A 23307-nucleotide genomic window follows, 5' to 3' on the forward strand; every position below is an offset into this window, starting at 1 on the left:
GATTTTGAACGGAGCGTCCTGGGCGCCATTGGTACACAAAGTTTGCAGGCGGCGGGGAAATTACTGGGGCCTACCAGCCAAACAAAACGCCGCCCTCGCGAGAGGGCGGCGTTGTTCCGCTGGTCGGAATATGTGGGCGGATCAGAACGTCAGCGCCTTGACCTGCTTGACCTGCGGCAGGGCCTGCACCTTTGCGAGCAGATCGGCCGGCACCGCGCCGTCGACCTCGATCAGCGCGATGGCATCGCCGCCCTGCTCGACACGGCCGAGATGGAAGGTCGCGATGTTGATCTTGGCGTCGCCGAGAAGCCCTGCGAACTTGCCGATGAAGCCCGGCTTGTCCTCGTTGGTGACGTAGATCATCGACTTGCCGAACTCGGCGTCGACGCGGATGCCCTTGATGTCGACGAGGCGCGGCTTGCCGTCGTGATAGACGGTGCCGGAGACCGAGCGCTCCTGGCGTTCGGTCGCGACCGTCACGGTGATCAGGCTCTCATAGTCGCTCTGCGCGGCGCGCACGATCTCGTCGACCACCATGCCGCGCTCCTTGGCGACGACGGGCGCGGACACGACGTTGACCTCGCCCAGCATCGGCCGCAGCAGGCCCGACAATACCGCAGAGGTGATCGCCTTGATCTTCATCTCGGCGACGTGGCCTTCATAGGTGATCTCGACCTTGAGGATGCCGGTCTCGGTGAGCTGGCCGGCAAACGAGCCGAGCTTCTCGGCAAGGATGATAAACGGCTTCAGCTTCGGCGCCTCTTCCGCGGTGATCGAGGGGAAGTTGACGGCATTCGAGATCGCGCCGGTCAGCAGGTAATCCGACATCTGCTCGGCGACCTGGAGCGCGACGTTCTCCTGCGCTTCGGTGGTGGACGCGCCGAGATGCGGCGTGCAGATCACGTTGGGGTGACCGAACAGCACGTTCGCAGTGGCGGGCTCCTCGACGAAGACGTCGAAGGCGGCGCCCGCGATATGCTTGGAATTCAAGGCGTCGACCACGGCCTGCTCATCGACGAGGCCGCCGCGGGCGCAGTTGATCAGGCGCACGCCCTTCTTCATCCTGGCGATCGCGGCAGCATCGATGATGTTCTTGGTCTTCTCGGTCAGCGGCGTATGCAGCGTGATGAAATCGGCGCGCTTCAGGAGATCGTCGAGATCGACCTTCTCGACGCCGATGTCCCTGGCGCGCTCCGGCGACAGGAACGGATCGAACGCGATCACCTTCATGCGCAGGCCGAGCGCGCGGTCGGCGACGATCGAGCCGATGTTGCCGCAGCCGACGACGCCGAGCACCTTGCCGGTGATCTCGACACCCATGAAGCGATTCTTTTCCCACTTGCCGGCCTGGGTCGAAGCGTCCGCCTGCGGAATCTCGCGCGCCAGCGCCAGCATCAGGGTGATGGCGTGCTCGGCGGTCGTGATCGAATTGCCGAACGGCGTGTTCATCACGATGATGCCCTTGGCCGTGGCGGCGGGAATCTCGACGTTGTCGACGCCGATCCCGGCGCGCCCGATCACCTTGAGGTTGGTGGCCTTCTCGAGGATCTTGGCGGTCGCTTTCGTCGCGGAGCGGATCGCAAGGCCGTCGTAATTGCCGATGATCTCGGCGAGCTTGTCCTTGTCCTTGCCGAGATTGGGCTGGAAATCGACCTCGACGCCGCGGTCTTTGAAAATCTGCACGGCTGCGGGAGAGAGCGCATCGGAAATGAGAACTTTGGGTTTGGTCATGGGGATAATCCTCTACTTTCCCTGAAACCAGGGCGGCCGTCGACCGGAATAAGTTGATGTCTCGGAACGGTTTCTTCTCCCTCTCCCCGTTCGTTCGGGGAGAGGCTAAGAAAGAAAGCTCACGCCGCCTTGGCGAGCGCGGCCTTGGTCTCGGCAAAAGCCCAGTCAATCCACTGCGTCAGCAGCGCGACATCACTGGCCTCGACGGTCGCACCACACCAGATGCGCAGGCCGGCGGGCGCGTCGCGATAGTACGCGAAGTCGTAGCCCGCGCCTTCCTTCTCGACCAGCGCCACCAGCTTCTTGGAGAAGTCAGCCTGCGCGTCCTCGGAGAGCGAGGTGATCGCGGGATCGGTGAACTTCAGGCACACCGAAGTGTTGGAGCGGATCGCGGCGTCCTTGGCGAGGAAGTCGATCCACGGCGTCTTCGCCTTCCAGTCGGCGAGCACCTTGGTGTTGGCGTCGGCGCGCGCGATCAGCGCCTTCAGGCCGCCGATCGACTTGCCCCAGTTCAGCGCGTCGAGATAATCCTCGACGCAGAGCATCGACGGCGTGTTGATGGTCTCGCCGACGAAGATGCCCTCGTTGATCTTGCCGCCCTTGGTCATGCGGAAGATTTTCGGCAGCGGCCAGGCCGGCTTGTAGGTTTCGAGCCGTTCCACCGCGCGGGGCGACAGGATCAGCATGCCGTGCGCGGCCTCGCCGCCGAGCGCCTTCTGCCAGGAGAAGGTGACGACGTCGAGCTTGGCCCAGTCGAGGGCTTGCGCGAACGCGGCCGAGGTGGCGTCGCAGATGGTCAGGCCTTCGCGGGTCGCGCTGATCCAGTCGGCGTTCGGCACGCGCACGCCTGAAGTGGTGCCGTTCCAGGTGAAGACCACGTCGGACTTCGGATCGACCTTGGAGAGGTCGGGGAGTTCACCGTAGGCAGCGTTGAGCTTGGTGACGTCCTTGAGCTTCAATTCCTTGACGATGTCGCCGACCCAGCCTTCGCCGAAAGATTCCCAGGCGAGCGTGGTGACGGGCCGCGCACCCAGCATCGACCACAGCGCCATCTCGACCGCGCCGGTATCGGAAGCCGGCACGATGCCGATGCGATAATCGGCGGGCACTTCAAGCACTTCGCGCGTCAAATCGATCGCGAGCTTGAGTTTGGTCTTGCCGACCTTCGCGCGATGCGAACGGCCGAGCGCTGCGTCCTTGAGATTTTGGGCATTCCATCCGGGGCGCTTGGCGCAGGGGCCGGAGGAAAAATGCGGCACGTTCGGCCGCGAAGCGGGCTTCGCTACAGTCATAGTCTACCCTTCCAGATAGTAAGCCTCCCGTTGGGGGGAGGTGTCCCGCCGCGGCTGATACGGGAAACGGGAAGAGTCGTCAAGGAAGTTCCGGGACCTCACGCGCGAGTGATGGCGCCTCCGGTGCGATCTTGGGGGATTCGACCACTGCAAGCGCGTTCAGCAAGCCCGTGGCATCGCTGATCAATTGCGCGGCACGGCGGCGGCTGCCAACTTTCAAAATGCATTTGTCATTGGCCTGCACAACGTAATCGTTGCCGACCTTGATTATCGAATAGCTTTTCATCGAAATCCCCGAACCGACCGAGCCCGGTTGCAGACGCTGCCGTAGCACCGTTCGCTCCCGGTTCCACGTGAACCACGAACGGGTAGTTTATCAGCTCTTAACATGACCGAACACGCGATCCGATTTCGCTGATCGTGCAACGCTCGCGGCGCGTTGCATCAAAAGCGAACAGTCATGCCGACGTGGCTCGATGTAAATCCGAGCCGCTTGTAGAAGCGCTGCGCATCCGTTCGCGTCTGATGAGTCAGCAATTCGACCAGATTGCAGCCGCGCGCTTTCGCTTCGGTCACCGCCCATTGCACCAATTGCTCGCCGATGCCGCGGCTGCGGCAATCGGAAGCGACGCGGACATCTTCGAGCAGACCGCGCATACCGCCCTGCGAGCTGATGCCGGGCAGGATCGCGAGTTGCAGGCAGCCGACCACCCTGTCCTCGCTCTCGGCAACCACGAGCTGGAGATTTTCATCGCGCTCGACCCGCGCGAATGCCTCGTAATAGGCCGCAGGCAACGGATCTTCCACGCGCTCGCGTGCGCTCCCGAGACGATCGTCGGCGAGCATCGCGACGATCGCAGCAACATCCTCGCGGCGCGCCGGACGAATGGAGACGGATTCAGCGTTCATTGCGATACTCCTGCCTCAGCGCGCCTTACCGCACCTTGGGAAGCCTGAGAAAGGTCTCGGTTTCGGCGATCCAGCGGCGGACGGCGGCAAAGCGGCCGAGATCGAAGCCGCCTTCATGCGCAACGCGGGTATAGGCGAGCAGCGACACGTCGGCGAGCGAAACCGCGTCCCCAGCAAGGAAACGGCTGCCGGCGAGATGCTGCTCCATGCGGTCGAGCGCCGCATAGCCGCGCTTGACCTTTTCAGGATCGAGCTCGGAGGCGCCCTTGCCGAGATAGATGAGCTGGAAGCGGCACACCGCGATATAGGGCTCGTGGCTGTATTGTTCCCAGAACAGCCACTCGTCCATCTTGGCGGCCGTGAAGGCATCGCGCGGAACGAGCGCGCTGTCGCGTGCGAGATAGCGGATGATGGCATTGGATTGCGCCAGCGTGCGACCGTCGTCGAAGGCGACGGCTGGCACCTGGCCGGCGCCGTTCATCTCGAGGAATTGCGGCGTGCGCGTCTCGCCCTTGCGCGTATCTATTTCGATCCATCGGTAAGGCAACGCGAGCTTGTCGCAGACCCACTTCACCTTCAGACAATTGCCGGAATTGGTATCGCCGTAGATCCGCATCTCTGCCCCCGCGCGTTCAGCGACAGAGCATCAGGAGGAAACAAGGCTGTCAACAGGAAGCGGACGGCTCAGAACTGGTAACCAGCGCCGACGCGGAAGTTGTTCAGGCCGACCGTGATGTCCTTCACGTTCGAAAAGCCGACATGCTCCCATTCGCCGCGAAGCAGGATGTTGCCGCAGATCGCGTACTCGACACCGATACCGGCCGTCCATCCGTACATGAAGCTGTTGGTGCGCAGCTCAGTCTTGGACAGTGTGTCCGAACCGGCGGGCAGATGTCTATGAACCGTTGTGGCTATGCCGCCGTTGACTACGACGTCGTCGAAGTCATCGTACTTCTGCCAGGATACTGTCGCAAATCTCGAAACTTCGGCGCGTCCGATTGCCAAGCCGGCAAAGGCATACGGCATGAAGTCGCCGCCGTCCCAGCCGACGCGGCCGCGGAAGGTTGCGTAATCCTTGAGCTTCAGCGCAGCACCACCACCGAGCGTGGTGGCGTAGGTATAAGTATGGCCAGTTGGAGCCGTTTCGCCAGGGAGCAATCGCGCCATGGAATCGCTCGCCGAGCTCGACAGATTGTTCATGTAGCTGTAATTGGCCTCGACGCCGAACACCGCATCGTAGAGCTGCCAATTGCGGCCGACATAGGCGCCAAACCCGGTCGACTGCACGTGGTTACTGGGCAGCAGCGCCCAGCCGCCGACTGGCGCCTGGAGGATGCTGTTGCGAAGCATGAAGTCGGTCATCGTCTTTGGGGCGTGACTGAAATCGACGTCGGTCGTGGCAAAGCCGAACTGGCCGCCGACATAGAAACCGTCCCAGTTGTGGGACGTCTTCGACAGCCCGTCGGTGAAGCCGCCGCGCAGGATGGGAAGATCCGGCATGTCGGCCGCTTGCGCGGCAGACACCGTCCCCAACATCGCCGCCGCCAACATCAGCCTACGCATTGCAACGCTCCATCGAACTCGAACTTTCAGCCGTGATCATGGCTCGTTAACCTTAACCAATGGTTGCGTCGGACGCTTTCATCGCCGCAATCCATGAAAAATACGCAAAGCAAAACGGCGCGGGATGATCCCGCGCCGTTAAGAGAGTTTAACCGACGAGGCTGACGATCAGCCCTTGGTGACGAGCGGCGGCATGTAGGCCGGCGGGCTGTTGAGATCCCAGCGCACGCCGAGCTTGATATCGTGCGACGTGAGCTCCTTGATCTTGATCGTGGACGGACCGGAGGCGCTGTTGTCGAACAAGCGGTAGTTGCCGGGCGCCGCATCGCCGAGGTTCATGTAGCTGTAGGCCAGTTCGACCGTGAACCCAGGATTGACCCTGTAGGCGAGACCGGCGTGAGCCGCCCAGGCCAAATTCCACTTCCCGTTGTCGGCGAAGTAGGCGACGCTGTTGTTCAGCAACGGGCTGTATGACACGCCGTCGTCACGGAAGCCGCTGATCTTGTTGTAGGAGCCGCCGACACCGGCGCCGATGAACGGCGTGATGCACCACCAAGTGCCGAGATCGACATAGGCATTCGCCATGACGACCCACTCGGACTTGCTGCCGCTGTAATTGTTGGAGCCAACGAAGCCGGGCGCGATGACGTTGTCCGCACCGTGCAGATTGGCCTTGCCGCGGTACTGACCGATCAAGTCGGCGCGGAACCAGTTGTTGAAGCGATAGCCGACGCCGAGATCGAACAGCGGCGAGGAGTCGAAACCGAGCCCCGTCGTCGTGGTCGGGAACGCTGCTGCAGTAGCACTGTCGATGCGCTTGGCGCTCTGGTTGGTCATGCCGACGTCGCCGCGCAGATACCAGCCGCCGAAGTCCGAGGGCGGCGGCGGGGGCGCGTACATCGGAGGGGGCGCTGCGATCGGCATGTCGGCGGCGAACGCCATCGAGGACATCAGGGTTGCCGCACCCGCGGCAAGGAGAGACTTAACGCTACGCATTGGCTTCGTCCTTTTGGCCGGTGAGGCAAATACGGCGCCTCACGTTCTGGAAACTCACGGCCCGGACGATGCCAGCAAATGTTTAAGCGCCACTTAACCCTAATTTTTAAGGTTGATTTTTTCTCAACTCACACGCCGATGCGGCAAGAGCGCTGCAAAAATGCGGCGGCTGAACGTCGCAATTGCTAACGTTGTATGAAGCCGCGTTGCGGCAAGACAGGATGCGTTAACGGACGTGCCGCGGCAGCTTGGGCAGGAACACCGCGAGCAGGCCGATCGCCGGCAGATAGGCACAGACCTGGTAGACGAACTCGATCGAGGTATGGTCGGCGAGCTTGCCGAGCACGGCCGCGCCCAGGCCCCCGATGCCGAAGGCGACGCCGAAGAACACGCCGGAGATCATGCCGAAGCGATGCGGTACCAGCTCCTGCGCGAACACGATGATCGACGACGTCGTCGAAGAGATGATCAGGCCGATGATCACCGAGAGCACCGCGCTCGCATAGAGCCCCGCATAGGGCAGCGCCAGCGTGAACGGCAGCGCGCCCAGGATCGAGATCCAGATCACGATCTTGCGGCCGTAGCGATCGCCCAGGGGACCGCCGAGAAAAGCGCCGACCGCGTTCGCTGCGAGGAAAACGAAGAGATACATCTGCGCCGCCTGGGTCGACACGCCAAAGCGGTCGATCAGATAGAAGATGTAATAGCTCGACAGGCTCGAGACGTAGAGCTGTTTCGAGAACAGCAGCGCGACCAGCACGAGGAGCGCAACGGTGACGCGACGCGAGCTCGGCGCGTCGGGATGGGTCTCGATCGCGACCGTCTTCTTCGCCTTGATCTGCGGTTCGTACCAGCGGCCGATGCGCCAGAGGATGAGGATCGCGAGGAAGGCGGTCGAGGAAAACCAGGCGATGCTGCCCTGCCCGAACGGCACGACGATGAGCGCGGCCAATACCGGTCCCATCGAGGTGCCAAAACTGCCGCCGAGCTGGAACACCGATTGCGCAAAGCCGTAGCGGCCGCCGGAGGCGAGCCGCGCGATGCGCGCGGATTCGGGATGAAACACTGCCGAGCCGAGACCGACCAGCGCGGCGGCGACGAGGATGACGAGATATTGGTGGGCGGCGCTGAGCAGCAAGAGACCGAAGAAGGTCGAGGCCATGCCGATCGACAGCGAATAGGGCTGCGCCTTTTTGTCGGTGTAGTGGCCGACCACTGGCTGGAGCAGCGAGGCCGTGAACTGGAACGCCAGCGTGATCATGCCGATCTGCGCGAAGTCGAGCGCGTAGGTGTCCTTCAGGATAGGATACACCGAAGCGATCAGCGACTGCATGGTGTCGTTGAGGAAGTGCGAGAAGCTGATGCCGGCAAGCACGACATAGGCCGGCCCTGCGGCCGACTTCGCCGCCGGCGTCACGTCGCTGACGACGACGGGCTCGGTCAGCGTTTCCTCGGAGACGATGACAGGCTTGTTCAATGGAATATCCCGGCAGGCGCGGCGAACCGCCGCACGGCCTAACTACGATGGCCGGGGCGGCCAAGCCACCGCCAATCGTCGATGGCTGGGATGCGCCTAGGCGGCCGCCGCCTGTCCGAGCGCCGAGACGATGGTGTCGACGACGTCCTCGACCAGGATGCGGTCTTCGCCCTCGGCCATGACGCGGATCACCGGCTCGGTGCCGGAAGAGCGGATCAGCAGGCGGCCATGGCCGTTGAGCCGTTGCTCGCCGTCGGAGATCGCCGATTTGACGCTGGTGTCGTCGAGCGGCTTGCCGCCCTTGTGGCGGACGTTCTTGAGGATCTGCGGCAGCGGATCGAAGCGGTGGCAGACTTCCGACACCGGGCGGCGCAGCTTCTGCACCACGGCAAGCACCTGCAATGCGGCAACGAAGCCGTCGCCGGTGGTGGCATAGTCGGACAGGATGATGTGGCCGGACTGCTCGCCCCCGAGATTGTAGCCGCCGTTCAACATCTGCTCGAGCACGTAGCGGTCGCCGACCGGCGTGCGCACGAGATCGAGCCCCTGCTCTTTCAGGAAACGTTCGAGGCCGAGATTGGACATCACGGTGGCGACGATGCCCGGCCGCGACAGCCGTCCGTCTTCCTTCCAGCTCTGCGCGATCACCGCGAGCAGCTGGTCGCCGTCGACGATATGGCCGCGCTCGTCGACCAGGATGACGCGGTCGGCGTCGCCGTCGAGCGCGATACCGATATCGGCGCGCATCTCGCGCACCTTCTTCGACAAGGCTTCCGGCGAGGTGGAGCCGCATTCCTTATTGATGTTGAAGCCATCGGGCTCGACGCCGATCGGAATCACGTCGGCGCCCAGCTCCCACAGCGCTTCCGGCACCACCTTGTAGGCGGCGCCATTGGCGCAATCGACCACGACGCGCAGGCCGTCGAGCGACAGATCGCGCGGCAGCGTGCGCTTGGCGAATTCGATATAGCGGTCATGCACGCCGTCGATGCGGCGGGCGCGGCCGAGACTGGCGCTCTGTGCGAGACGCTTGCCGATAGGCTCGTCGAGCAGCTGCTCGATCTGCTTCTCGACGTCGTCGGAAAGCTTGAAGCCCTGCGGGCCGAACAGCTTGATGCCGTTGTCCTCGAACAGATTATGCGAGGCCGAGATCATCACGCCGAGATCGGCGCGCATCGACTTGGTCAGCATCGCCACCGCCGGCGTCGGCATCGGGCCGACCAGCAGCACGTCCATACCGACCGAGGTGAAGCCCGCGACCATCGCGTATTCGATCATGTAGCCGGACAGGCGGGTGTCCTTGCCGATCACGACCCGGTGGCGGTGGTCACCGCGCTGAAACGCAAGGCCTGCGGCCTGGCCGACCTTGAGCGCGAGCTCCGGCGTGATCAGTCCGTTGGCGCGGCCCCGGATCCCGTCCGTCCCGAAATATTTGCGGCTCATATCGTCCCCCACGCAACAACCAGGGGTCCCCACTACAACCTTCGGGTGCCCCAACGGGCCCCGCATCCCTGATTTGCTGAGCTCTTATAGAGCCATCACGGCTAACTTGGCTTCAAAAAATATGATCAATCATTACGGAACCCGGCGCGCCACGGCGCCGATAACGTCTTGTTAACACTATATTCCCGGCGAAAAATGCCGAAACAGCGCGGAACCCGCCCCTAGCCGGAGCGCTTCACATGGCCGTCGCCGCGGCTCGGCGCCGGCTGGGTGACGTTGACGGGATCGGAGCCCGGAAAGGTCTCTTCCAGACCTTCTTCCAGCGCTTCCTCGAGATCATGCTTCTCCTTGATCTCTTCCGGAGTCGGTCCGGCGTGCGGTCTCGTCATGGCGACCTCCTCTCCACAAAGGATGCAAACGATTTGGCTGAGCATCCAACCATGCTAGATGACCCCTCGATCTTCCGATGCAAGACTTCCGATGCAAGACTCCTGATGCAAAGACGGGCCGGGGAAAAATTCATGAAGCATATCACCTGTATCGACGATCTTCGCACACTGCATCAGCGCCGCGTGCCGAAGGCGTTCTTCGATTATTGCGACCGCGGCTCCTACGCCGAGGAAACGCTGCGCGCCAACCGCGATGACATGCAGTCGATCAAGTTCCGCCAGCGCATCCTGGTCGACGTCTCCAAACGCGACACCGCGACCACGATCCTCGGCGAGCCCTCGACCATGCCGCTGATGCTGGCACCTGTGGGCCTGCTCGGCATGCAACATGGCGATGGTGAGATCCATGCCTGCCGCGCCGCGCAAGCCGCCGGTATCCCGTTCACGCAGTCGACGATGTCGATCTGCTCGATCGAGGACATCGCGGCCAATGTCGAGAAGCCGTTCTGGTTCCAGCTCTACGTGATGAAGGACCGCGGCTTCATTAAGGAGCTGATCCAGCGCGCGATGGCCGCCAAGTGCAGCGCCCTCGTGCTCACCGTCGACCTCCAGGTCATCGGCCAGCGCCATGCCGACATCAAGAACGGCATGACGATCCCCCCCGAGTGGACGCTGTCGAAATTTTTGGATTTCGCGACCAAGCCGGCGTGGGTCTCCGGCGTGCTGCAGGGCAAGCGCCGCACCTTCGGCAACATCGCCGGCCACGTGAAGAACACCGAGGACCTCAATCGCCTCGCGGAATGGACCGCCTCGCAGTTCGACACCTCGCTGAACTGGAAGGACATCGAGTGGGTCCGCAGCATCTGGCCGGGCAAGCTCGTCATCAAGGGCATTCTGGACGTCGAGGACGCCGAGGAGGCCGCCAAGACCGGCGCGCAGGCCCTCGTCGTGTCGAACCATGGCGGCCGTCAGCTCGACGGCGCCCCGTCATCGATCGAGGTGCTGCCCGAGATCGCCGACGCGGTCGGTGACAGGATGGAGATCATGTTCGACGGCGGCATCCGCTCCGGCCAGGACGTGATGCGCGCGCTCGCGCTCGGCGCAAAGTCCTGCATGATCGGCCGCGCCTACGCCTACGGCCTGGGCGCCGGGGGCCAGGCCGGCGTCGCCAAGGCGATCGACATCATCCAGAAGGAGCTGCTCACCACCATGGGCCTGTGCGGCGTCAACAGGATCGACGAGATCGACGATCATATCATTGCGATGTGAGGCGCCGCAGGGTGGGCAAAGCGAAAGCATGCCCACCCTTTTTGCCGCGATCGTTGAAAGATGGTGGGCACGGCGCTTGCGCGCCTTTACGCACCCTACGGCTCTGCCAGTTTCACGCCTCACATCGGCGGCGTCACGCCGTCCCTGCCGACATTCACCCGGTTGGCTTCCAGCGAACCATCGTCCTTCTTCGCCGCACCAAAAATGATCAGCTTGGCGCCCGGCTTGAGCTCGGATTTGTCGCTGGCGACGAAGGTGACGATCGGCGTGTCCGGCGGAACCACGACTTTCTTCTCACCGTCCTTGTACTTGACCGTGATGTTCTGGCCGTCGGTGCCCTTCACCGTCTGTGAGACCGTGGCGTTGGTCATGGTCGAGTTGGCGCGGGCGTCCCAGGGACGAAAACCTTCGGCCGCGCCGCGCTGGTTTTCGAGAAAGATGTGCACGGCGATCGCCTTCTGGGTGCCGTCGGGCTCGGGCAGGCCGGTGACGCCGATATAGGAGCCGACCTTGATCTCCGACAACGAGGTCTTCACCACCGCGAAGACGGCAACGTTGTCGGTCATGCGCACTTTCACGTCAGTACCCTCGCGGGCCTTGATATCGAGCATGTTGCCGTCGATGCTCTCGATGGTTCCGCGGATGCGGACCGTCGGCGCCTGCTGCGCCGAGACGGATGACGTAATAACGATGCAAGCGGCGAATGCGGCCACGACGAGGCGTGGCATCCAGTTCTTCACTTTCGGCATGATATCCCTCCAGGGAGGAGCGGCGATCAATACGGCAACCCCGCGTGACCACCGCTATTCCCGGCTGCAATAATCACATCGGCGGTGTCAGACCATCGCGTCCGACGCTGACGCGGTTGGTCTCGAATGAGCCGTCCGGCAGCTGCTTCATGAAGGCGATCACCTTGGCGCCGGCCTTCAGATCGGATTTGTCGCCGGGCACGAAGGTCACCACCGGCGTGCTGTCGGCGACGAACACCTTCTTCTCGCCGTCCTTGTACTTGACCAGCAGCGTATGGCCGTCATTGCCGACCACGCTCTCCGACACGGTCGCATTGGTCATGCTGGAGTTGGGCTTGAGGTCATAGGGCCGCGAGCCCTCGCCGGTGCCGCGCATGCTCTCCGGAAACACGTGGACCTCGACCGCGTTCGCACCGCCGTCCGGTCCCGGCACGGTGGTGGCGCCGACGAAGGAGCCGGCCTTGATGTCGGCGAGTGAAATCCTCGTAATGCCTGACACGTTCACGTCGGAGGCGATGTGGAGCTTGACATCCTCACCACTGCGCGACTTGACTTGCATCGTATCGCCATTGACGCTTTCGATCGTGCCGCGCACGCGCGTCGGCACCGGCGCCCTTTGCGCAAGTGCCGAGAGGGTCGAGACGGCCACCATCGCGACGGCGATGAGCGGACGTGTGAAAGTTGCACGTTGAACAGACATGATGGTCTCCGATTGTCCCTATTGTCCCTACGGACATAGAACGCCGGAGATTACGCGCTATTCTCTCAAGTCTTTGTGAGATCGGCCTCGACCAGCGCGCGCAGCTCAGCCGTGACCTGCGGCCGCTGGCCGAACCACAGCTCGAAGCCGCGAACCGCCTGATGCAGCAGCATGCCTAGGCCGTCGGCGGTCTTCAGCCCGCGCGCCTTTGCGGCCGCCAGCAGCGGCGTCATCAGCGGAACATAGACGAGATCGGCGACCACGGCGCCATCCGGCAGGCGGGCGACTTCAACGTCGAGTGAAGGCTGACCGTGCATGCCGAGCGAGGTCGTGTTCACGAGAAGTTTTGCGCGCGGCAGGAGGCCGTTCACGCTGTCCCATGTAACAGGATGCACGTTCGGTCCGAACTGTCTTGCAAGCGTCTCGGCCCGCGCGATGGTGCGGTTGGCGAGATGGATGCGCTTGAAGCCGCGTTCGAGCAGCCCGAACACGATCGCACGCGAGGAGCCGCCGGCGCCCAGCACCAGCGCCTCGCCGGCTGCGTCCCATCCGGGCGCGCTGGCGTCGAGATTGCCGACGAAACCCTCGACGTCGGTGTTGGTCGAGCGCAGCTCGCCGTCAGCAAACCACAGCGTGTTGGCCGCTCCGACCGCCTGCGCGCGGGCATCGGGCTTCGAGAGCTCAAGCACGCTCTCCTTGTGCGGGATGGTGACATTAGCGCCCGCGAAGCCGCGCAGTGACAGCCGCAGCACGAAGTCGCGCAAATTATCGGGTGGAACCGCCTCGATGAGATAGCCGCCCTCGATCCCGAGCTTGCGTAGCCAGTAATGGTGGATCAGCGGCGAGCGCGAATGCGCGGCCGGCCATCCGATCAGACAGGCTGCGGGAGCCTTGGTCACGGTCATCCTTCCCTGGGGAGCGTCGGAGGCGATCCATTTCGCGTCCCGCGGGCCCTGTCAAGCGCGCGGACGCCCCGGGAAGGCCGCGGCGCTAGGTCGTGCCCGCGTCATCGCCCGCGAGCTGGGCCGTGCGGCCCTTGATGTCGGCGACGGCACGCGCGATAGTCTCGCGATAACGCGCTCGCGGCGGCGTGACGCCATGGGTGAGCAGCGCGCGGCGAACCGCAGGCGATGCCCCGGTGATGAACAGCCGGATGCCCTGCCGGTGGGCTTTTGCGGCGACGCGTCCCAGCACGTTGGCCGCCGTCGAATCCAGGAACGGCACTGCGGCGAAGTCGACCACGAAGCCCTTGCGCTTGTCGGCAATGCCGTCGAGCACGCTGCCGATCGCCGAGGCGGCGCCGAAGAAGAACGCGCCGGTGATGCGATAGACCAGCACGTCGCGATCGACCGCGAGCGCGGGGTCGTAAGGCACGCGCTCGCCATTGCCGTCATCGGGACGATCGGCGGCCACCAGCGGCGAACGTTCCTCGATGCCCGTCATTTCCGCCATGCGATGGATGAACAGCACCGCACCAAGCGCGAAGCCGACCAAAATGCCTTCGGTCAGATCGCGGAAGATGGTGAGCAGGAAGGTTGCGAGCAGCACGACGGCATCGCCCCACGACGAGCGCAGGAGCGTCGCGAATTCGTGCTTCTCTGCCATGGTCCAGGCCACCACGACGAGCACGGCGGCGAGCGCGGCCAGCGGGATGTAGCTCGCGAGCGGCGCCGCGATCAGCATGAACAGCAGCAGGAAGATCGAATGCAGCATGCCCGCGAGCGGCCCCCGCGCGCCGGCGCGGATGTTGGTCGCGGTGCGCGCGATCAGCCCGGTGACGCAGATGCCGCCGAACAGCGCCGCGCCGACATTGGCGGCGCCTTGCGCCACCAGCTCGCAATTGGAGCGGTGACGGCGTCCGGTCATGCCGTCGGCCACCACCGCCGACAGCAGCGATTCGATGGCGGCGAGCAGCGCGAAGGCGATCGCATCCGGCAGCACGGCGGTCGCCTTCGCGAGCGAGAACGCAGGCAAGGCCGGCGCGGGCAGTTCGCGCGGAATGCCGCCGAAGCGCGATCCGACGGTCTCGACCGGCAGCGACAGCACGGCACATGCGGCCGCCGCGAGCACGACCGCGATCAGGATGCCCGGCCAGGACGGCCGCCAGCGTCGCAGGCCGGCGATGATGGCAATGCTGACGATCGCGACCGCGACGGCCGACGGATTGACGGTGTGCAGCCCCCCGGCGAGCGCGACGAGTTTTGGGACGAATTCGCTCGGCTCTTTCGCGACCAGCGTGATCCCGCCGAGATCGCGCAGCTGGCTCGCGAAGATGATGACGGCGATGCCGGCCGTGAAGCCGACCGTCACCGGATACGGAATGAACTTGATATAGGTGCCGATCCGCAGGAAGCCCGCGGCGATCAGGAACAGGCCCGCCATCAGCGTGGCGAGGACCACGCCGTCAACCCCGTGACGGTCGGCGGTCGCCGCAACCAGCACAATGAAGGCGCCGGCCGGGCCGCCGATCTGGAACCGGCTGCCGCCGAGCAGTGACGCAATGAAGCCGCCGACAACAGCGGTGTAGAGTCCGCGATCCGGCGTCACGCCCGAAGCGATCGCGATCGCCATCGACAGCGGCAGCGCGACGATTGCGACCGTGAGGCCCGCGAACACATCGGCGCGGAAATCCGACAAGCCATAGCCCTCGCGCCACACGGTGACGAGCTTCGGCAGATAGAGTTCGGTAAAGGTCGGCCGACGAAGCTGGTGCAGCTTGCCTGCGTGTTCGCCTGTGATGCTCATGCCCACACCGCTCCGATGCATCGTGCGGCCGCGTATCGGGGCGCGACGGTGCGTTAGTTAAGTCTGCTCCCGAGCATGATCATTGCGGGATCACGCTCCAACCCGACGCGGCGGCCCCGGCTGTTTCAGCCGAACGCCACGTCCGCCGCCTTCGCTGCGAGCCTGTTCGCCGATCAGCTCGACGCCGGCCCGATCAAAGGCTTCGACCACCTTCATCAAGGTCTCGACCACGCCGCGAACGTTGCCGGTGCTCGCCTCCATCCGCTGAATGGTCGGCAGCGAAACGCCTGCGAGCTCCGCCAAGGCCCTCTGGTCAATGCCGAGCAGCGCGCGCGCTGCCCGCATCTGGAACGACGTGATCACCTTGGCCTCACGTATGAGAGATTATAAGTGATGTATGGAGCATGCACAATGATTTAAAATACATCAATCCGGGCCGAGCGCAAGAGGGCGCTCGCCGCCACGGGCTGTGCGTCTCCCTCTCCCCGTAACAACGGGAAGAGGGCGAGAGCGTGCGTCTGTTACTGCGAGAGGCGGCTCACGCCGCGTGCTGATGCGCGGCGATGATCTGGTCGGCGGCGCGGCCGGTCACTTCGGCCATGTGGTCGAACTGGCGGGTGAAGCTGCCGGCGCCTGCCGTGGCCGAGCGCAGCTCGACGATCAACTCGCCGATCTCGGCTTCCGGCATCATGGCGCGGACGCAGTCCCATCCGCTCCAGCCGTCGCGGGTGTCGAAGCCGAGGATCTGGCCGCGCCGCGCCGACAGGATCGCGTTGATCTTGGCGGTGGCATCGGTCGGGCAGACGATCTCGACCACGTGGATCGGCTCCAGCAGCACCGACTGGCATAACGGAAGGCCTTCATTCAGCCCGACCCGCGCCGCCGTGCGGAAGGCGAGGTCGGAGGAATCGACGCTGTGATAGGAGCCGTCGGTCAGCGTCACCTGCAAATCGGTGACGGGGAAACCGAGCGGACCGCGTGTGAGCCCGTCGACGACGCCCTCTTCCACCGCGCCGATGTAGTTGCGCGGCACCGCGCCACCGACCACCTTCTCGGCGAACTTGAAGCCGTCGCCGCGCGGCAGCGGCCTGATGTCGAGCACGACATCGCCGAACTGGCCGTGGCCGCCGGACTGCTTCTTGTGGCGGCCGCGCTGGACGATCGGCTTGCGGATGGTCTCCTGATAGCCGATCGCGGGGGGATGCGAGGCAACTTTGACGCCAAAGCGGTCGCGCAGCCGCTCGCTCGCGACGCGCAGGTGCATCTCGCCCTGTCCCCACAGCACGGTGTCGTGGGTCTGGGCGTTCATCACGAAGACGAGCGAAGGATCCTCCTCGTGCAGCCGCGTCAGCGCCTGGCCGAGCTTGACGTCGTCCTTGCGGTCGGTGGCCGCAACCGAGATCGCGAGCACCGGCGGCGTCGGCTCGCTGGCTGCGAGCGCAGCCGGCTGGGTCTTGCCGTTCGAGACCGTGTCGCCGGTGCTTATGGGATCGAGCTTGGCGAGCGCCACCGTGTCGCCGGCTTCCGCCGCGCCACGCTTGGTGTCGTAGGCGCCGGTGACGGCGAGGATCCCGGAGATGCGGCTGGCCCCGCCGGAGGAGGATTGCAGCGTGGCACCGTCGTCGACATGGCCGGCGAGCAGCCGCGTCAGCGACAGCTTGCCGCCGTGCTGCGAATGCAGCGTCTTGAACACGAAGCCGAGCGCATCCCTGGTCTCGGGAACGCCGAGACGTTTTGCGGTCTCCGCGACACCGGGCGCCTCATGGCGCAGCGCTTTCATCAGGCGCAGCACGCCGTTTTCGCGTGCGGCGGCGCCTATCAGCACCGGACATATCTGCCCCTCGCGCAATTCGCGGGCGAGATCGTCGAACACCGCATCGCGCGGCGGCTGGATGTCCTCGAGCAGCTGCTCCATCAGCGCATCGTCATGATCTGCGAGCTTCTCCAGCATCGAGAAGCGGGCTTCCTTCTCGCGATCGAGATCGCCGCCTTCGAGCGCGACCACTTCGGAGGCCTTGTGCTCGCGGTAGACGAACGCGCGTTCCAGCGCGAGATCGACGAAACCCTCGATCAGCTCGTTGTTCCAGATCGGGATCTGGCGCAGCACCAGCGGCACGCGCGAGGCGGGCTGGAGTATCTCGAGCGTTTCGCGAATGCGCTTGTTGGCGCGGTCGATCTTGTTGAGGAACAGGAAACGCGGGATATTCAGCTCCTCCAGCTCGCGCAGGATGATCTGAAGCTGCGGCAGCTTCTTCTCGTCGGCTTCGCAGACCACGATTGCGGCGTCGACCGCAGGCAGCGCGGCGCGCATGTCGTGGGCGAACTCGACGGAACCGGGACAATCGAGGAAGGTGTAGCTGTCGCCCATAAAATTCGTGGTGGCGGCAGTGAGCCCGACGGTCATCTTATGATGACGGGCTTCGGCACTGGCGTCCCCGACGGAGGTTCCGGCATCGACGCTGCCGGCGCGCGGGATCGCGCCCGTTCGCGCCAGGATTGCTTCGAGGAGTGTGGTTTTACCGCTTTGGAAAGGGCCCACCAGCGCAATGCACCGTGGACCTCGGGGACTTCTGACGTCTTGTCCCATTCGCCGCCTCCTTGGTGTGGAGCTCGGCCCATGATTGGGTCGGCAAGCGCAGATGCTCTGCCGGTCCCCGAGATTTGGCAAGCATCAAAAATCGCTGCGGTGCGTCGTCAGTGAGATCAGGTTATTGACGGCCAGCTCTTAACGGCCGGGGCGAAGTTCCAGGCTCTCAAGCCCGGCCGCGACGTTGAGGCCGACCTGGCCCTGCACGCTGAGGGGCTGGAGCGCGATCGAATTGTTGGAGCCGCCGACCAGCACGTTGCCGCCGAGACCGACGCCGACCGAGGCACTGCCCTGCGCGCCCGCATAGGTGCCCGAGAGGTCGCCCGGTCCGAGCCGGTCGACCGGCGCGAACACGCCCCAGGCCAGTGCGGTCTCCTGGGTGATGCCGATATCGAGGCCGACTTTGCGAATGGTCGCGACGTAGCGATCCTCCGGCAAACCCTCGGCGCGCAGCACGCAGCCGAGATTGGTCACCGATCCCACGATGAAGCCGACGCTGGCGCCGCCGCGGCATTCGAGCACGCCGACCCGCACCATCCGCTGCTGCGCGTCGGCGACCACGACCGAGGCAACGAGGCTGGCGGCGGCGATCCCGGCGAGAAGGAGTGAACGGCGCATGAAATATCTCCGGCGATGAACGTGATGCGAGCAGAGAGGCACGCCTACCCGTGACGCGATGGTCTATGGCACAACATTCCCTGCGGTGCCAGATTGCGTGCAGGAATAAAAAAGGCCCGCGCGAAGCGGGCCTTTTCATTCCAGTTCGTTTCGTCGTGACAGGCTTAGCGCAGATTGCCGCAGAAGCGCTGGATGCGATTGCAGGCGTCTTCGAGGTCCGAGGTCTTGGTCGCGTAGGAGATGCGGAACGCGGGTCCAAGGCCGAACGCCGAACCCTGCACGACGGCAACGCCTTCGGTCTCGAGCAGTTCGGTCACGAACGTCTCGTCGTTGTCGATCACCTTGCCCGACGGCGCGGTCTTGCCGATCGTGCCGGCGCAGGACGGATAGACGTAGAAGGCGCCTTCGGGACGCGGGCACTCGATGCCCTTGGCCTGGTTGAGCATGGAGACGACGAGGTCGCGGCGCTCCTTGAACACCTTGTTGTTGGCGGGGATGAAGTCCTGCGGGCCGTTCAGCGCCTCAACCGCCGCCCATTGCGCGATCGACGACGGGTTCGACGTCGACTGCGACTGGATCGTCGACATCGCCTTGATGAGCTGCGCCGGACCACCGGCATAGCCGATGCGCCAGCCGGTCATGCAATAGGCCTTCGACACGCCGTTCACGGTCAGCGTGCGGTCGTAGAGTTTCGGCTCGACCTGCGCGACCGTGGTGAACTGGAAGTCGTCATAGACGAGGTGCTCGTACATGTCGTCGGTCATCACCCAAACATGCGGATGCTTGACCAGCACGTCGGTGAGCGCCTTCAGCTCGGTCCTGGTGTAGGCAGCTCCCGTCGGGTTCGACGGCGAGCACAGGATCACCCATTTGGTCTTTGGCGTGATCGCGCGCTCGAGCGCATCGGCCTGGAGCTTGAAGCCGGCCGCAGCGGTGCAGACCACCGGCACCGGCTCGCCGCCGGCGAGCGCCACCATCTCGGGATAGCTGACCCAGTACGGCGCGGGGATGATCACCTCGTCGCCCGGATTGATGGTTGCCATCAGCGCGTTGTAGAGCACCTGCTTGCCACCGGTGCCGACGATGATCTGGTTTGCCTTGTAGACGACGCCGTTCTCGCGCTGAAACTTGGCGATGATGGCTTCCTTCAACTCGGGAATGCCGTCGACCGCAGTGTACTTGGTCTTGCCGGCTTCGATGGCGCGGATCGCCGCCAGCTTGATGTTGGCGGGCGTGTCGAAGTCGGGCTCGCCGGCGCCGAGGCCGATGACGTTGCGGCCCGCCGCTTTCAGCGCACGTGCTTTATCCGTGACCGCGATGGTGGCGGACGGCTTCACACGGTCGAGCGCAGCGGCAAGGAAGGGCATCATCATCTCCTGACAAGCGTCGTGAACCCTTTGGCCTCACGACTCCGATTGTGGGAATGAACCACCCTAAAACGAGTGCCGTTGCACCGCAAGAAACTTCGGCCCGATCTCGCAAAAGTTTACGGGTCTGGAGCGTTTCAAGACTGGATTCTTCGCAATTTTCCGCAACTTTGCCAGGCAAATCCCACATATCCGACAAGGCTTGTCCTCGGAGCAATTTTGCATGCCGGCGACAGGAAGCCAGAACACCATGAAGCCAGAACGCCATGATGTCTGGGCTTCCACGTTTTTCGTGCGGAACGCACGGGACGTGCCCCGCCATGACGATGCGGTGACGATGCGGAAGCTTTAAGGCCCTAACCCTGATTGCTCTGCTCACGCACGATCGCGCGCAGCGATCCGCACAGGAATTGACGCAAGCGTGAACTGATTTGCATGGTCGCACGGAAATGATCTTCCGCCGCGTTGCAATGCGGTAGGGTTTTCGAGTTTTTCTATTGGCTGGCCCTTGCAGCGGATTCGCATCGGCATCATTGTTTAGCCGCGTTGCAGGGCAACAAGCGCCGCGCCTTCCCGTCTTCCGGAATCATCCTCAGAATGTACAAGCTCTATTCGATGCAACGCTCGGGCAACAGCTACAAGGTCCGCCTTGCGCTGGCGCTGTTGAACTTGCCTTACGAAGCGGTCGAGGTGGACATTCTGCGCGGCGAGAGCCGCACCCCGGACTTCCTGGCCAAGAACCCGTCCGGTCAGGTGCCGCTGCTCGAGGTCGGTGGCGATCGCTATCTCGCCGAGTCCAACGCCATCCTCTGGTATGTCGCCGTCGGCACTCCGCTCGCGCCGGAGAACCGCATCGATCGTGCCGAAGCGCTGCAGTGGATGTTCTTTGAGCAGCACGCGTTGGAGCCGAACATCGGCGCGGCCTATTTCTGGCTGTCGCTGGTGAGGGGCGGCCGCGACCTGCAGACCCATTCGCTGGAGGACTGGATGGAGCGCGGCTATGGCGCCCTCCAGGTGATGGAAAACCACCTCAAGACCAACGCCTATTTCGCCGCCCGCCAGCTCACGGTCGCCGACATCGCGCTGTACGGTTATACCCACCTTGCCGACCGCTGCGACTTCGACCTCTCGACCTTCCCGGCGATCCGGGACTGGCTGGAGCGCGTGGAAGCGGCCCCCGGCTTCGTCGCAATGGAGTGGCGGCCGGCCGACATCGAGGACCCCGCCAGCATCGCCGCGGGCGCCTGACGGAGCGATCGCGCTCTGGCGAATAGCGGGCACAAGGGGCTTCCTTGCCGCAATCTCGCCATTTTCGGCGTGCTGGCCGCCGCAATATTGCCGGTTGCCACGGTGAAATTGTTCGATGTCGTGGGTGATTCGCTCGCGCGTTGAAGGATTTAGACCATGATACGGGCGTCCGGCGCGGCGGGCTTTCAAGGCCAACCCGCTACCGTTTCGTCTTCCCGGCTGACCAACGCGGTCGCGGCCTCGCTTGCCGTTGCCGCGCTCTCGCTGAGCCTGATCGTCACCCTGACAGTGCTGTCGACCAAGGCGACCATGGCGATGGGCCTGCCGGTCTGATTCCCGTTTCATCCTGGACACGACTTCAAGGCGCCGCGTGCCCCGCGCCGACCGGCATCGCGACAGGACGTCGATGAAATCACCTGTGGTAGTCGTTGCGATCACCCTGACTGCGGCCATCCTCGTCGCGGCATCGCTGCTGATATTGGTCGGCACGCGCAAGGGCCCGGGGACGTCGACCCTGAACGCGCCCGCGCTGCAACAACGCGTCAAGCACGCGCACTTGGTCTAAAATCATCCGAAAGCTTTGCGCTTGGACGCAAGTCCGCGTTAAGCGCGCCGCGCGGAACCGCATCGCATTGGCGCAACGATCAGTCAGTGTTGCCGCCTTACCTCGTTCAGGGAGGAGCGAGACAGCCCCATGCGGTTCGGATGGCGTGTGATCTTCGGTCCGGCGCTGACGGCAGCGACTGCGCTGCTGACGATGCTTTTCGATCGTTTTGTCCCCACTCCCTCGCCTGCGCCGCTGCTGGTCTGCATCGTGGCGCTTGCCGGCGCGCTCTCGGGTCTCGCGCCCGCCGTCGCCAGCGCAGCCGTCGCCGTCATCGGCGCGGCGCTGCTGTTGCTCAGCCAGCACGGCATTTCCGGCCTTACCACGGCGGATCTGGTTCAGCTCGGCCTCCTGACAATGACGGCCGCGGGCACCGCAGGCATCAACGGCCTGATGCGCGGGCGGCTGCTCGGCATTTTTGCCGCCGAGCGTCAGAGCCACGCCACCGCCGCGCGGCTGTCGGCCGCGCTCGACCAGGCCGATATCGGCATCGTGCTGCTCGATGCCGAGACGCGCGCCGAGTTCATCAACCGCGCGTTCCGCGATTATTTTGCGGTGCCGGACGACATCGCCGACGGCAAGCCGCCATTCATCGCGCTGATGTATCACGGCCGCGACACCGGCGCGTTCGAATTGCCCGAGGACGAGCTCGGCACCTTCATCGCCCAGCGCATGGAGATGGTGCGGATCGGCGATGCCACGCCGATCAACATCGCCTTGCGCAATGGCGAGGTGTTGCGCTTCGTGTGCGCCGCGCTGCCCGATGGCGGGCGCATGTTGAGCTACACGCCCGTGACCGACCTCGTGCGGCATACCGATGCGCCGTCCCGCGCCGACTACTACCGCTCGCTGCGCGATCCCGCGGGCCGCAAGCTGATCCGCTATCTGCGCGTCGCGGAGTAGTGCGCGATTGATCAGCACGTCCATCATCAAGTATGAAGGACGCTCATCGATCGCGGGAATTTCATATGTCGCTCACCATTCGCTCCGTCACGAGGCAGGACTACGAACAATGGCTGCCGTTGTGGGACGGCTACAACGCCTTCTACGGCCGCTCGGGCCCGACTGCGCTCGCCCCCGAAATCACGCGCGTGACGTGGCAGCGCTTTTTCGATGCCTATGAGCCGGTGCACGGATTGGTCGCCGAGAGCGACGGCCGCCTGCTCGGGATGACGAATTATCTCTTTCACCGCAGCACCACCGCGATCGAGCCGTCCTGCTATTTGCAGGACCTGTTCACGACTGAGGCTGCTCGCGGCAAAGGTGTCGGCTCGGCGCTGATCCACGGCGTCTACGAGCGCGCGAAACTCGCGGGAGCCCCGCGCGTCTACTGGCAGACGCACGAGACCAACGTCACGGCGCAGCGCCTGTACGATAAGGTCGCCGAGCGCTCCGGCTTCATCGTCTATCGCAAGATCTTCTGATCCTCGTGATCGCGAGCCCTGTGGATAATTTTGCCTGTCACCCGCGCGTAACATGGCGGGACTAGGGTCTGTTGGGATTCATCTGGAGTTTATCGCGGCCGCGGCCAGATAGATCATTGAAGTGAAGCTCTGGTCGGTCTTGTCGGCGCGCATTGCGATGCGCTTGAATTCCTTGAGCTTGCCGAAGAAGTTCTCG

Annotated in this window: 24 protein-coding genes; 6 read left to right on the forward strand and 18 right to left on the reverse strand. The window is 64.1% G+C overall.

Features of this window, described 5'->3' with window-relative positions; all coding sequences use genetic code 11:
• Nucleotides 1–141: 141 nt before the first annotated feature.
• The 10 genes from serA to IVB27_RS37495 form a co-directional block, all read right to left on the reverse strand.
• Complete coding sequence (serA, locus tag IVB27_RS37450; RefSeq protein WP_247447633.1) at nucleotides 142–1731, reverse strand: phosphoglycerate dehydrogenase; 1590 nt, start codon at nucleotides 1729–1731, stop codon at nucleotides 142–144.
• Between the two features lie 119 nt (nucleotides 1732–1850).
• On the reverse strand, nucleotides 1851–3023 hold the full coding sequence (locus IVB27_RS37455) for a phosphoserine transaminase (protein ID WP_247447634.1): 1173 nt from the start codon (nucleotides 3021–3023) through the stop codon (nucleotides 1851–1853).
• Nucleotides 3024–3102: 79 nt separating this feature from the next.
• Nucleotides 3103–3309 carry a hypothetical protein gene (locus IVB27_RS37460; RefSeq protein ID WP_247447635.1) on the reverse strand — a complete coding sequence of 69 codons (207 nt, stop codon included), beginning with the start codon at nucleotides 3307–3309 and terminating at the stop codon, nucleotides 3103–3105.
• A 158-nt stretch (nucleotides 3310–3467) separates the two neighbouring features.
• Nucleotides 3468–3932, reverse strand: a complete 465-nt coding sequence (locus IVB27_RS37465) for a GNAT family N-acetyltransferase (RefSeq protein WP_247447636.1) — start codon at nucleotides 3930–3932, stop codon at nucleotides 3468–3470.
• 25 nt (nucleotides 3933–3957) lie between these two features.
• Complete coding sequence (locus tag IVB27_RS37470; RefSeq protein ID WP_247447637.1) at nucleotides 3958–4548, reverse strand: glutathione S-transferase family protein; 591 nt, start codon at nucleotides 4546–4548, stop codon at nucleotides 3958–3960.
• A 68-nt stretch (nucleotides 4549–4616) separates the two neighbouring features.
• Nucleotides 4617–5495, reverse strand: coding sequence for an outer membrane protein (locus IVB27_RS37475; protein ID WP_247447638.1), 879 nt, complete (start codon nucleotides 5493–5495; stop codon nucleotides 4617–4619).
• A 168-nt stretch (nucleotides 5496–5663) separates the two neighbouring features.
• Nucleotides 5664–6491 carry an outer membrane protein gene (locus IVB27_RS37480; RefSeq protein WP_247353070.1) on the reverse strand — a complete coding sequence of 276 codons (828 nt, stop codon included), beginning with the start codon at nucleotides 6489–6491 and terminating at the stop codon, nucleotides 5664–5666.
• Nucleotides 6492–6717: 226 nt separating this feature from the next.
• Entirely contained in the window at nucleotides 6718–7968 is a 1251-nt protein-coding gene (locus IVB27_RS37485) for an MFS transporter (protein WP_276001729.1), read from the reverse strand.
• A 96-nt stretch (nucleotides 7969–8064) separates the two neighbouring features.
• Nucleotides 8065–9411: a phosphoglucosamine mutase gene (gene glmM / locus IVB27_RS37490; RefSeq protein WP_247447639.1), complete on the reverse strand. Its 1347-nt coding sequence runs from the start codon at nucleotides 9409–9411 to the stop codon at nucleotides 8065–8067.
• A gap of 221 nt (nucleotides 9412–9632) precedes the next feature.
• A complete protein-coding gene (locus tag IVB27_RS37495; RefSeq protein ID WP_247447640.1) occupies nucleotides 9633–9800 on the reverse strand; it encodes a hypothetical protein in 168 nt (55 codons plus the stop codon).
• Nucleotides 9801–9932: 132 nt separating this feature from the next.
• Between IVB27_RS37495 and IVB27_RS37500 the strand changes: the two genes are divergently transcribed.
• Complete coding sequence (locus IVB27_RS37500) at nucleotides 9933–11069, forward strand: alpha-hydroxy acid oxidase (RefSeq protein ID WP_247447641.1); 1137 nt, start codon at nucleotides 9933–9935, stop codon at nucleotides 11067–11069.
• A 119-nt stretch (nucleotides 11070–11188) separates the two neighbouring features.
• On the opposite strand, the gene IVB27_RS37505 is transcribed toward IVB27_RS37500, so the two are convergent.
• The 8 genes from IVB27_RS37505 to IVB27_RS37540 all read right to left on the reverse strand — a co-directional run bounded on the left by IVB27_RS37505 (nucleotide 11189) and on the right by IVB27_RS37540 (nucleotide 19835).
• Nucleotides 11189–11797, reverse strand: a complete 609-nt coding sequence (locus IVB27_RS37505) for a hypothetical protein (RefSeq protein ID WP_524536546.1) — start codon at nucleotides 11795–11797, stop codon at nucleotides 11189–11191.
• 94 nt (nucleotides 11798–11891) lie between these two features.
• A complete protein-coding gene (locus tag IVB27_RS37510) occupies nucleotides 11892–12518 on the reverse strand; it encodes a hypothetical protein (protein WP_247353065.1) in 627 nt (208 codons plus the stop codon).
• A 65-nt stretch (nucleotides 12519–12583) separates the two neighbouring features.
• Entirely contained in the window at nucleotides 12584–13423 is an 840-nt protein-coding gene (locus IVB27_RS37515) for a shikimate dehydrogenase (protein ID WP_247447643.1), read from the reverse strand.
• A gap of 85 nt (nucleotides 13424–13508) precedes the next feature.
• Entirely contained in the window at nucleotides 13509–15263 is a 1755-nt protein-coding gene (locus IVB27_RS37520) for a SulP family inorganic anion transporter (protein ID WP_247447644.1), read from the reverse strand.
• A gap of 90 nt (nucleotides 15264–15353) precedes the next feature.
• Nucleotides 15354–15626 carry a helix-turn-helix domain-containing protein gene (locus IVB27_RS37525; protein WP_247353060.1) on the reverse strand — a complete coding sequence of 91 codons (273 nt, stop codon included), beginning with the start codon at nucleotides 15624–15626 and terminating at the stop codon, nucleotides 15354–15356.
• Between the two features lie 175 nt (nucleotides 15627–15801).
• Complete coding sequence (locus IVB27_RS37530; protein ID WP_247447645.1) at nucleotides 15802–17850, reverse strand: elongation factor G; 2049 nt, start codon at nucleotides 17848–17850, stop codon at nucleotides 15802–15804.
• A 138-nt stretch (nucleotides 17851–17988) separates the two neighbouring features.
• Entirely contained in the window at nucleotides 17989–18468 is a 480-nt protein-coding gene (locus IVB27_RS37535; protein WP_247353057.1) for a DUF992 domain-containing protein, read from the reverse strand.
• Nucleotides 18469–18632: 164 nt separating this feature from the next.
• Nucleotides 18633–19835 (reverse strand): pyridoxal phosphate-dependent aminotransferase, encoded by a 1203-nt coding sequence (locus IVB27_RS37540; RefSeq protein WP_247447646.1) that lies wholly within the window; start codon nucleotides 19833–19835, stop codon nucleotides 18633–18635.
• 597 nt (nucleotides 19836–20432) lie between these two features.
• Here IVB27_RS37540 and IVB27_RS37545 point away from each other — a divergent pair.
• The 5 genes from IVB27_RS37545 (at nucleotide 20433) to IVB27_RS37565 (ending at nucleotide 23111) form a co-directional block, all read left to right on the forward strand.
• A complete protein-coding gene (locus IVB27_RS37545; protein ID WP_247353053.1) occupies nucleotides 20433–21083 on the forward strand; it encodes a glutathione S-transferase family protein in 651 nt (216 codons plus the stop codon).
• Between the two features lie 156 nt (nucleotides 21084–21239).
• A complete protein-coding gene (locus tag IVB27_RS37550; RefSeq protein ID WP_247447647.1) occupies nucleotides 21240–21416 on the forward strand; it encodes a hypothetical protein in 177 nt (58 codons plus the stop codon).
• 73 nt (nucleotides 21417–21489) lie between these two features.
• On the forward strand, nucleotides 21490–21648 hold the full coding sequence (locus tag IVB27_RS37555) for a hypothetical protein (protein WP_247353050.1): 159 nt from the start codon (nucleotides 21490–21492) through the stop codon (nucleotides 21646–21648).
• A 129-nt stretch (nucleotides 21649–21777) separates the two neighbouring features.
• Nucleotides 21778–22590: a PAS-domain containing protein gene (locus IVB27_RS37560; protein WP_247447648.1), complete on the forward strand. Its 813-nt coding sequence runs from the start codon at nucleotides 21778–21780 to the stop codon at nucleotides 22588–22590.
• 65 nt (nucleotides 22591–22655) lie between these two features.
• Nucleotides 22656–23111, forward strand: a complete 456-nt coding sequence (locus IVB27_RS37565; protein WP_247447649.1) for a GNAT family N-acetyltransferase — start codon at nucleotides 22656–22658, stop codon at nucleotides 23109–23111.
• Nucleotides 23112–23307 lie beyond the last annotated feature (196 nt).

The organism is Bradyrhizobium sp. 197 (assembly GCF_023073375.1).
In the GTDB taxonomy this organism is placed as follows: domain Bacteria; phylum Pseudomonadota; class Alphaproteobacteria; order Rhizobiales; family Xanthobacteraceae; genus Bradyrhizobium.

Bases quoted from the DNA above. Each gene is read 5' to 3' on its own strand.
- serA (WP_247447633.1), bottom strand. From the start codon at position 1,731: ATGACCAAACCCAAAGTTCTCATTTCCGATGCGCTCTCTCCCGCAGCC.
- IVB27_RS37455 (WP_247447634.1), bottom strand. From the start codon at position 3,023: ATGACTGTAGCGAAGCCCGCTTCGCGGCCGAACGTGCCGCATTTTTCC.
- IVB27_RS37460 (WP_247447635.1), bottom strand. From the start codon at position 3,309: ATGAAAAGCTATTCGATAATCAAGGTCGGCAACGATTACGTTGTGCAG.
- IVB27_RS37465 (WP_247447636.1), bottom strand. From the start codon at position 3,932: ATGAACGCTGAATCCGTCTCCATTCGTCCGGCGCGCCGCGAGGATGTT.
- IVB27_RS37470 (WP_247447637.1), bottom strand. From the start codon at position 4,548: ATGCGGATCTACGGCGATACCAATTCCGGCAATTGTCTGAAGGTGAAG.
- IVB27_RS37475 (WP_247447638.1), bottom strand. From the start codon at position 5,495: ATGCGTAGGCTGATGTTGGCGGCGGCGATGTTGGGGACGGTGTCTGCC.
- IVB27_RS37480 (WP_247353070.1), bottom strand. From the start codon at position 6,491: ATGCGTAGCGTTAAGTCTCTCCTTGCCGCGGGTGCGGCAACCCTGATG.
- glmM (WP_247447639.1), bottom strand. From the start codon at position 9,411: ATGAGCCGCAAATATTTCGGGACGGACGGGATCCGGGGCCGCGCCAAC.
- IVB27_RS37495 (WP_247447640.1), bottom strand. From the start codon at position 9,800: ATGACGAGACCGCACGCCGGACCGACTCCGGAAGAGATCAAGGAGAAG.
- IVB27_RS37500 (WP_247447641.1), top strand. From the start codon at position 9,933: ATGAAGCATATCACCTGTATCGACGATCTTCGCACACTGCATCAGCGC.
- IVB27_RS37505 (WP_524536546.1), bottom strand. From the start codon at position 11,797: ATGCCACGCCTCGTCGTGGCCGCATTCGCCGCTTGCATCGTTATTACG.
- IVB27_RS37510 (WP_247353065.1), bottom strand. From the start codon at position 12,518: ATGTCTGTTCAACGTGCAACTTTCACACGTCCGCTCATCGCCGTCGCG.
- IVB27_RS37515 (WP_247447643.1), bottom strand. From the start codon at position 13,423: ATGACCGTGACCAAGGCTCCCGCAGCCTGTCTGATCGGATGGCCGGCC.
- IVB27_RS37520 (WP_247447644.1), bottom strand. From the start codon at position 15,263: ATGAGCATCACAGGCGAACACGCAGGCAAGCTGCACCAGCTTCGTCGG.
- IVB27_RS37530 (WP_247447645.1), bottom strand. From the start codon at position 17,850: ATGGGACAAGACGTCAGAAGTCCCCGAGGTCCACGGTGCATTGCGCTG.
- IVB27_RS37535 (WP_247353057.1), bottom strand. From the start codon at position 18,468: ATGCGCCGTTCACTCCTTCTCGCCGGGATCGCCGCCGCCAGCCTCGTT.
- IVB27_RS37540 (WP_247447646.1), bottom strand. From the start codon at position 19,835: ATGCCCTTCCTTGCCGCTGCGCTCGACCGTGTGAAGCCGTCCGCCACC.
- IVB27_RS37545 (WP_247353053.1), top strand. From the start codon at position 20,433: ATGTACAAGCTCTATTCGATGCAACGCTCGGGCAACAGCTACAAGGTC.
- IVB27_RS37550 (WP_247447647.1), top strand. From the start codon at position 21,240: ATGATACGGGCGTCCGGCGCGGCGGGCTTTCAAGGCCAACCCGCTACC.
- IVB27_RS37555 (WP_247353050.1), top strand. From the start codon at position 21,490: ATGAAATCACCTGTGGTAGTCGTTGCGATCACCCTGACTGCGGCCATC.
- IVB27_RS37560 (WP_247447648.1), top strand. From the start codon at position 21,778: ATGCGGTTCGGATGGCGTGTGATCTTCGGTCCGGCGCTGACGGCAGCG.
- IVB27_RS37565 (WP_247447649.1), top strand. From the start codon at position 22,656: ATGTCGCTCACCATTCGCTCCGTCACGAGGCAGGACTACGAACAATGG.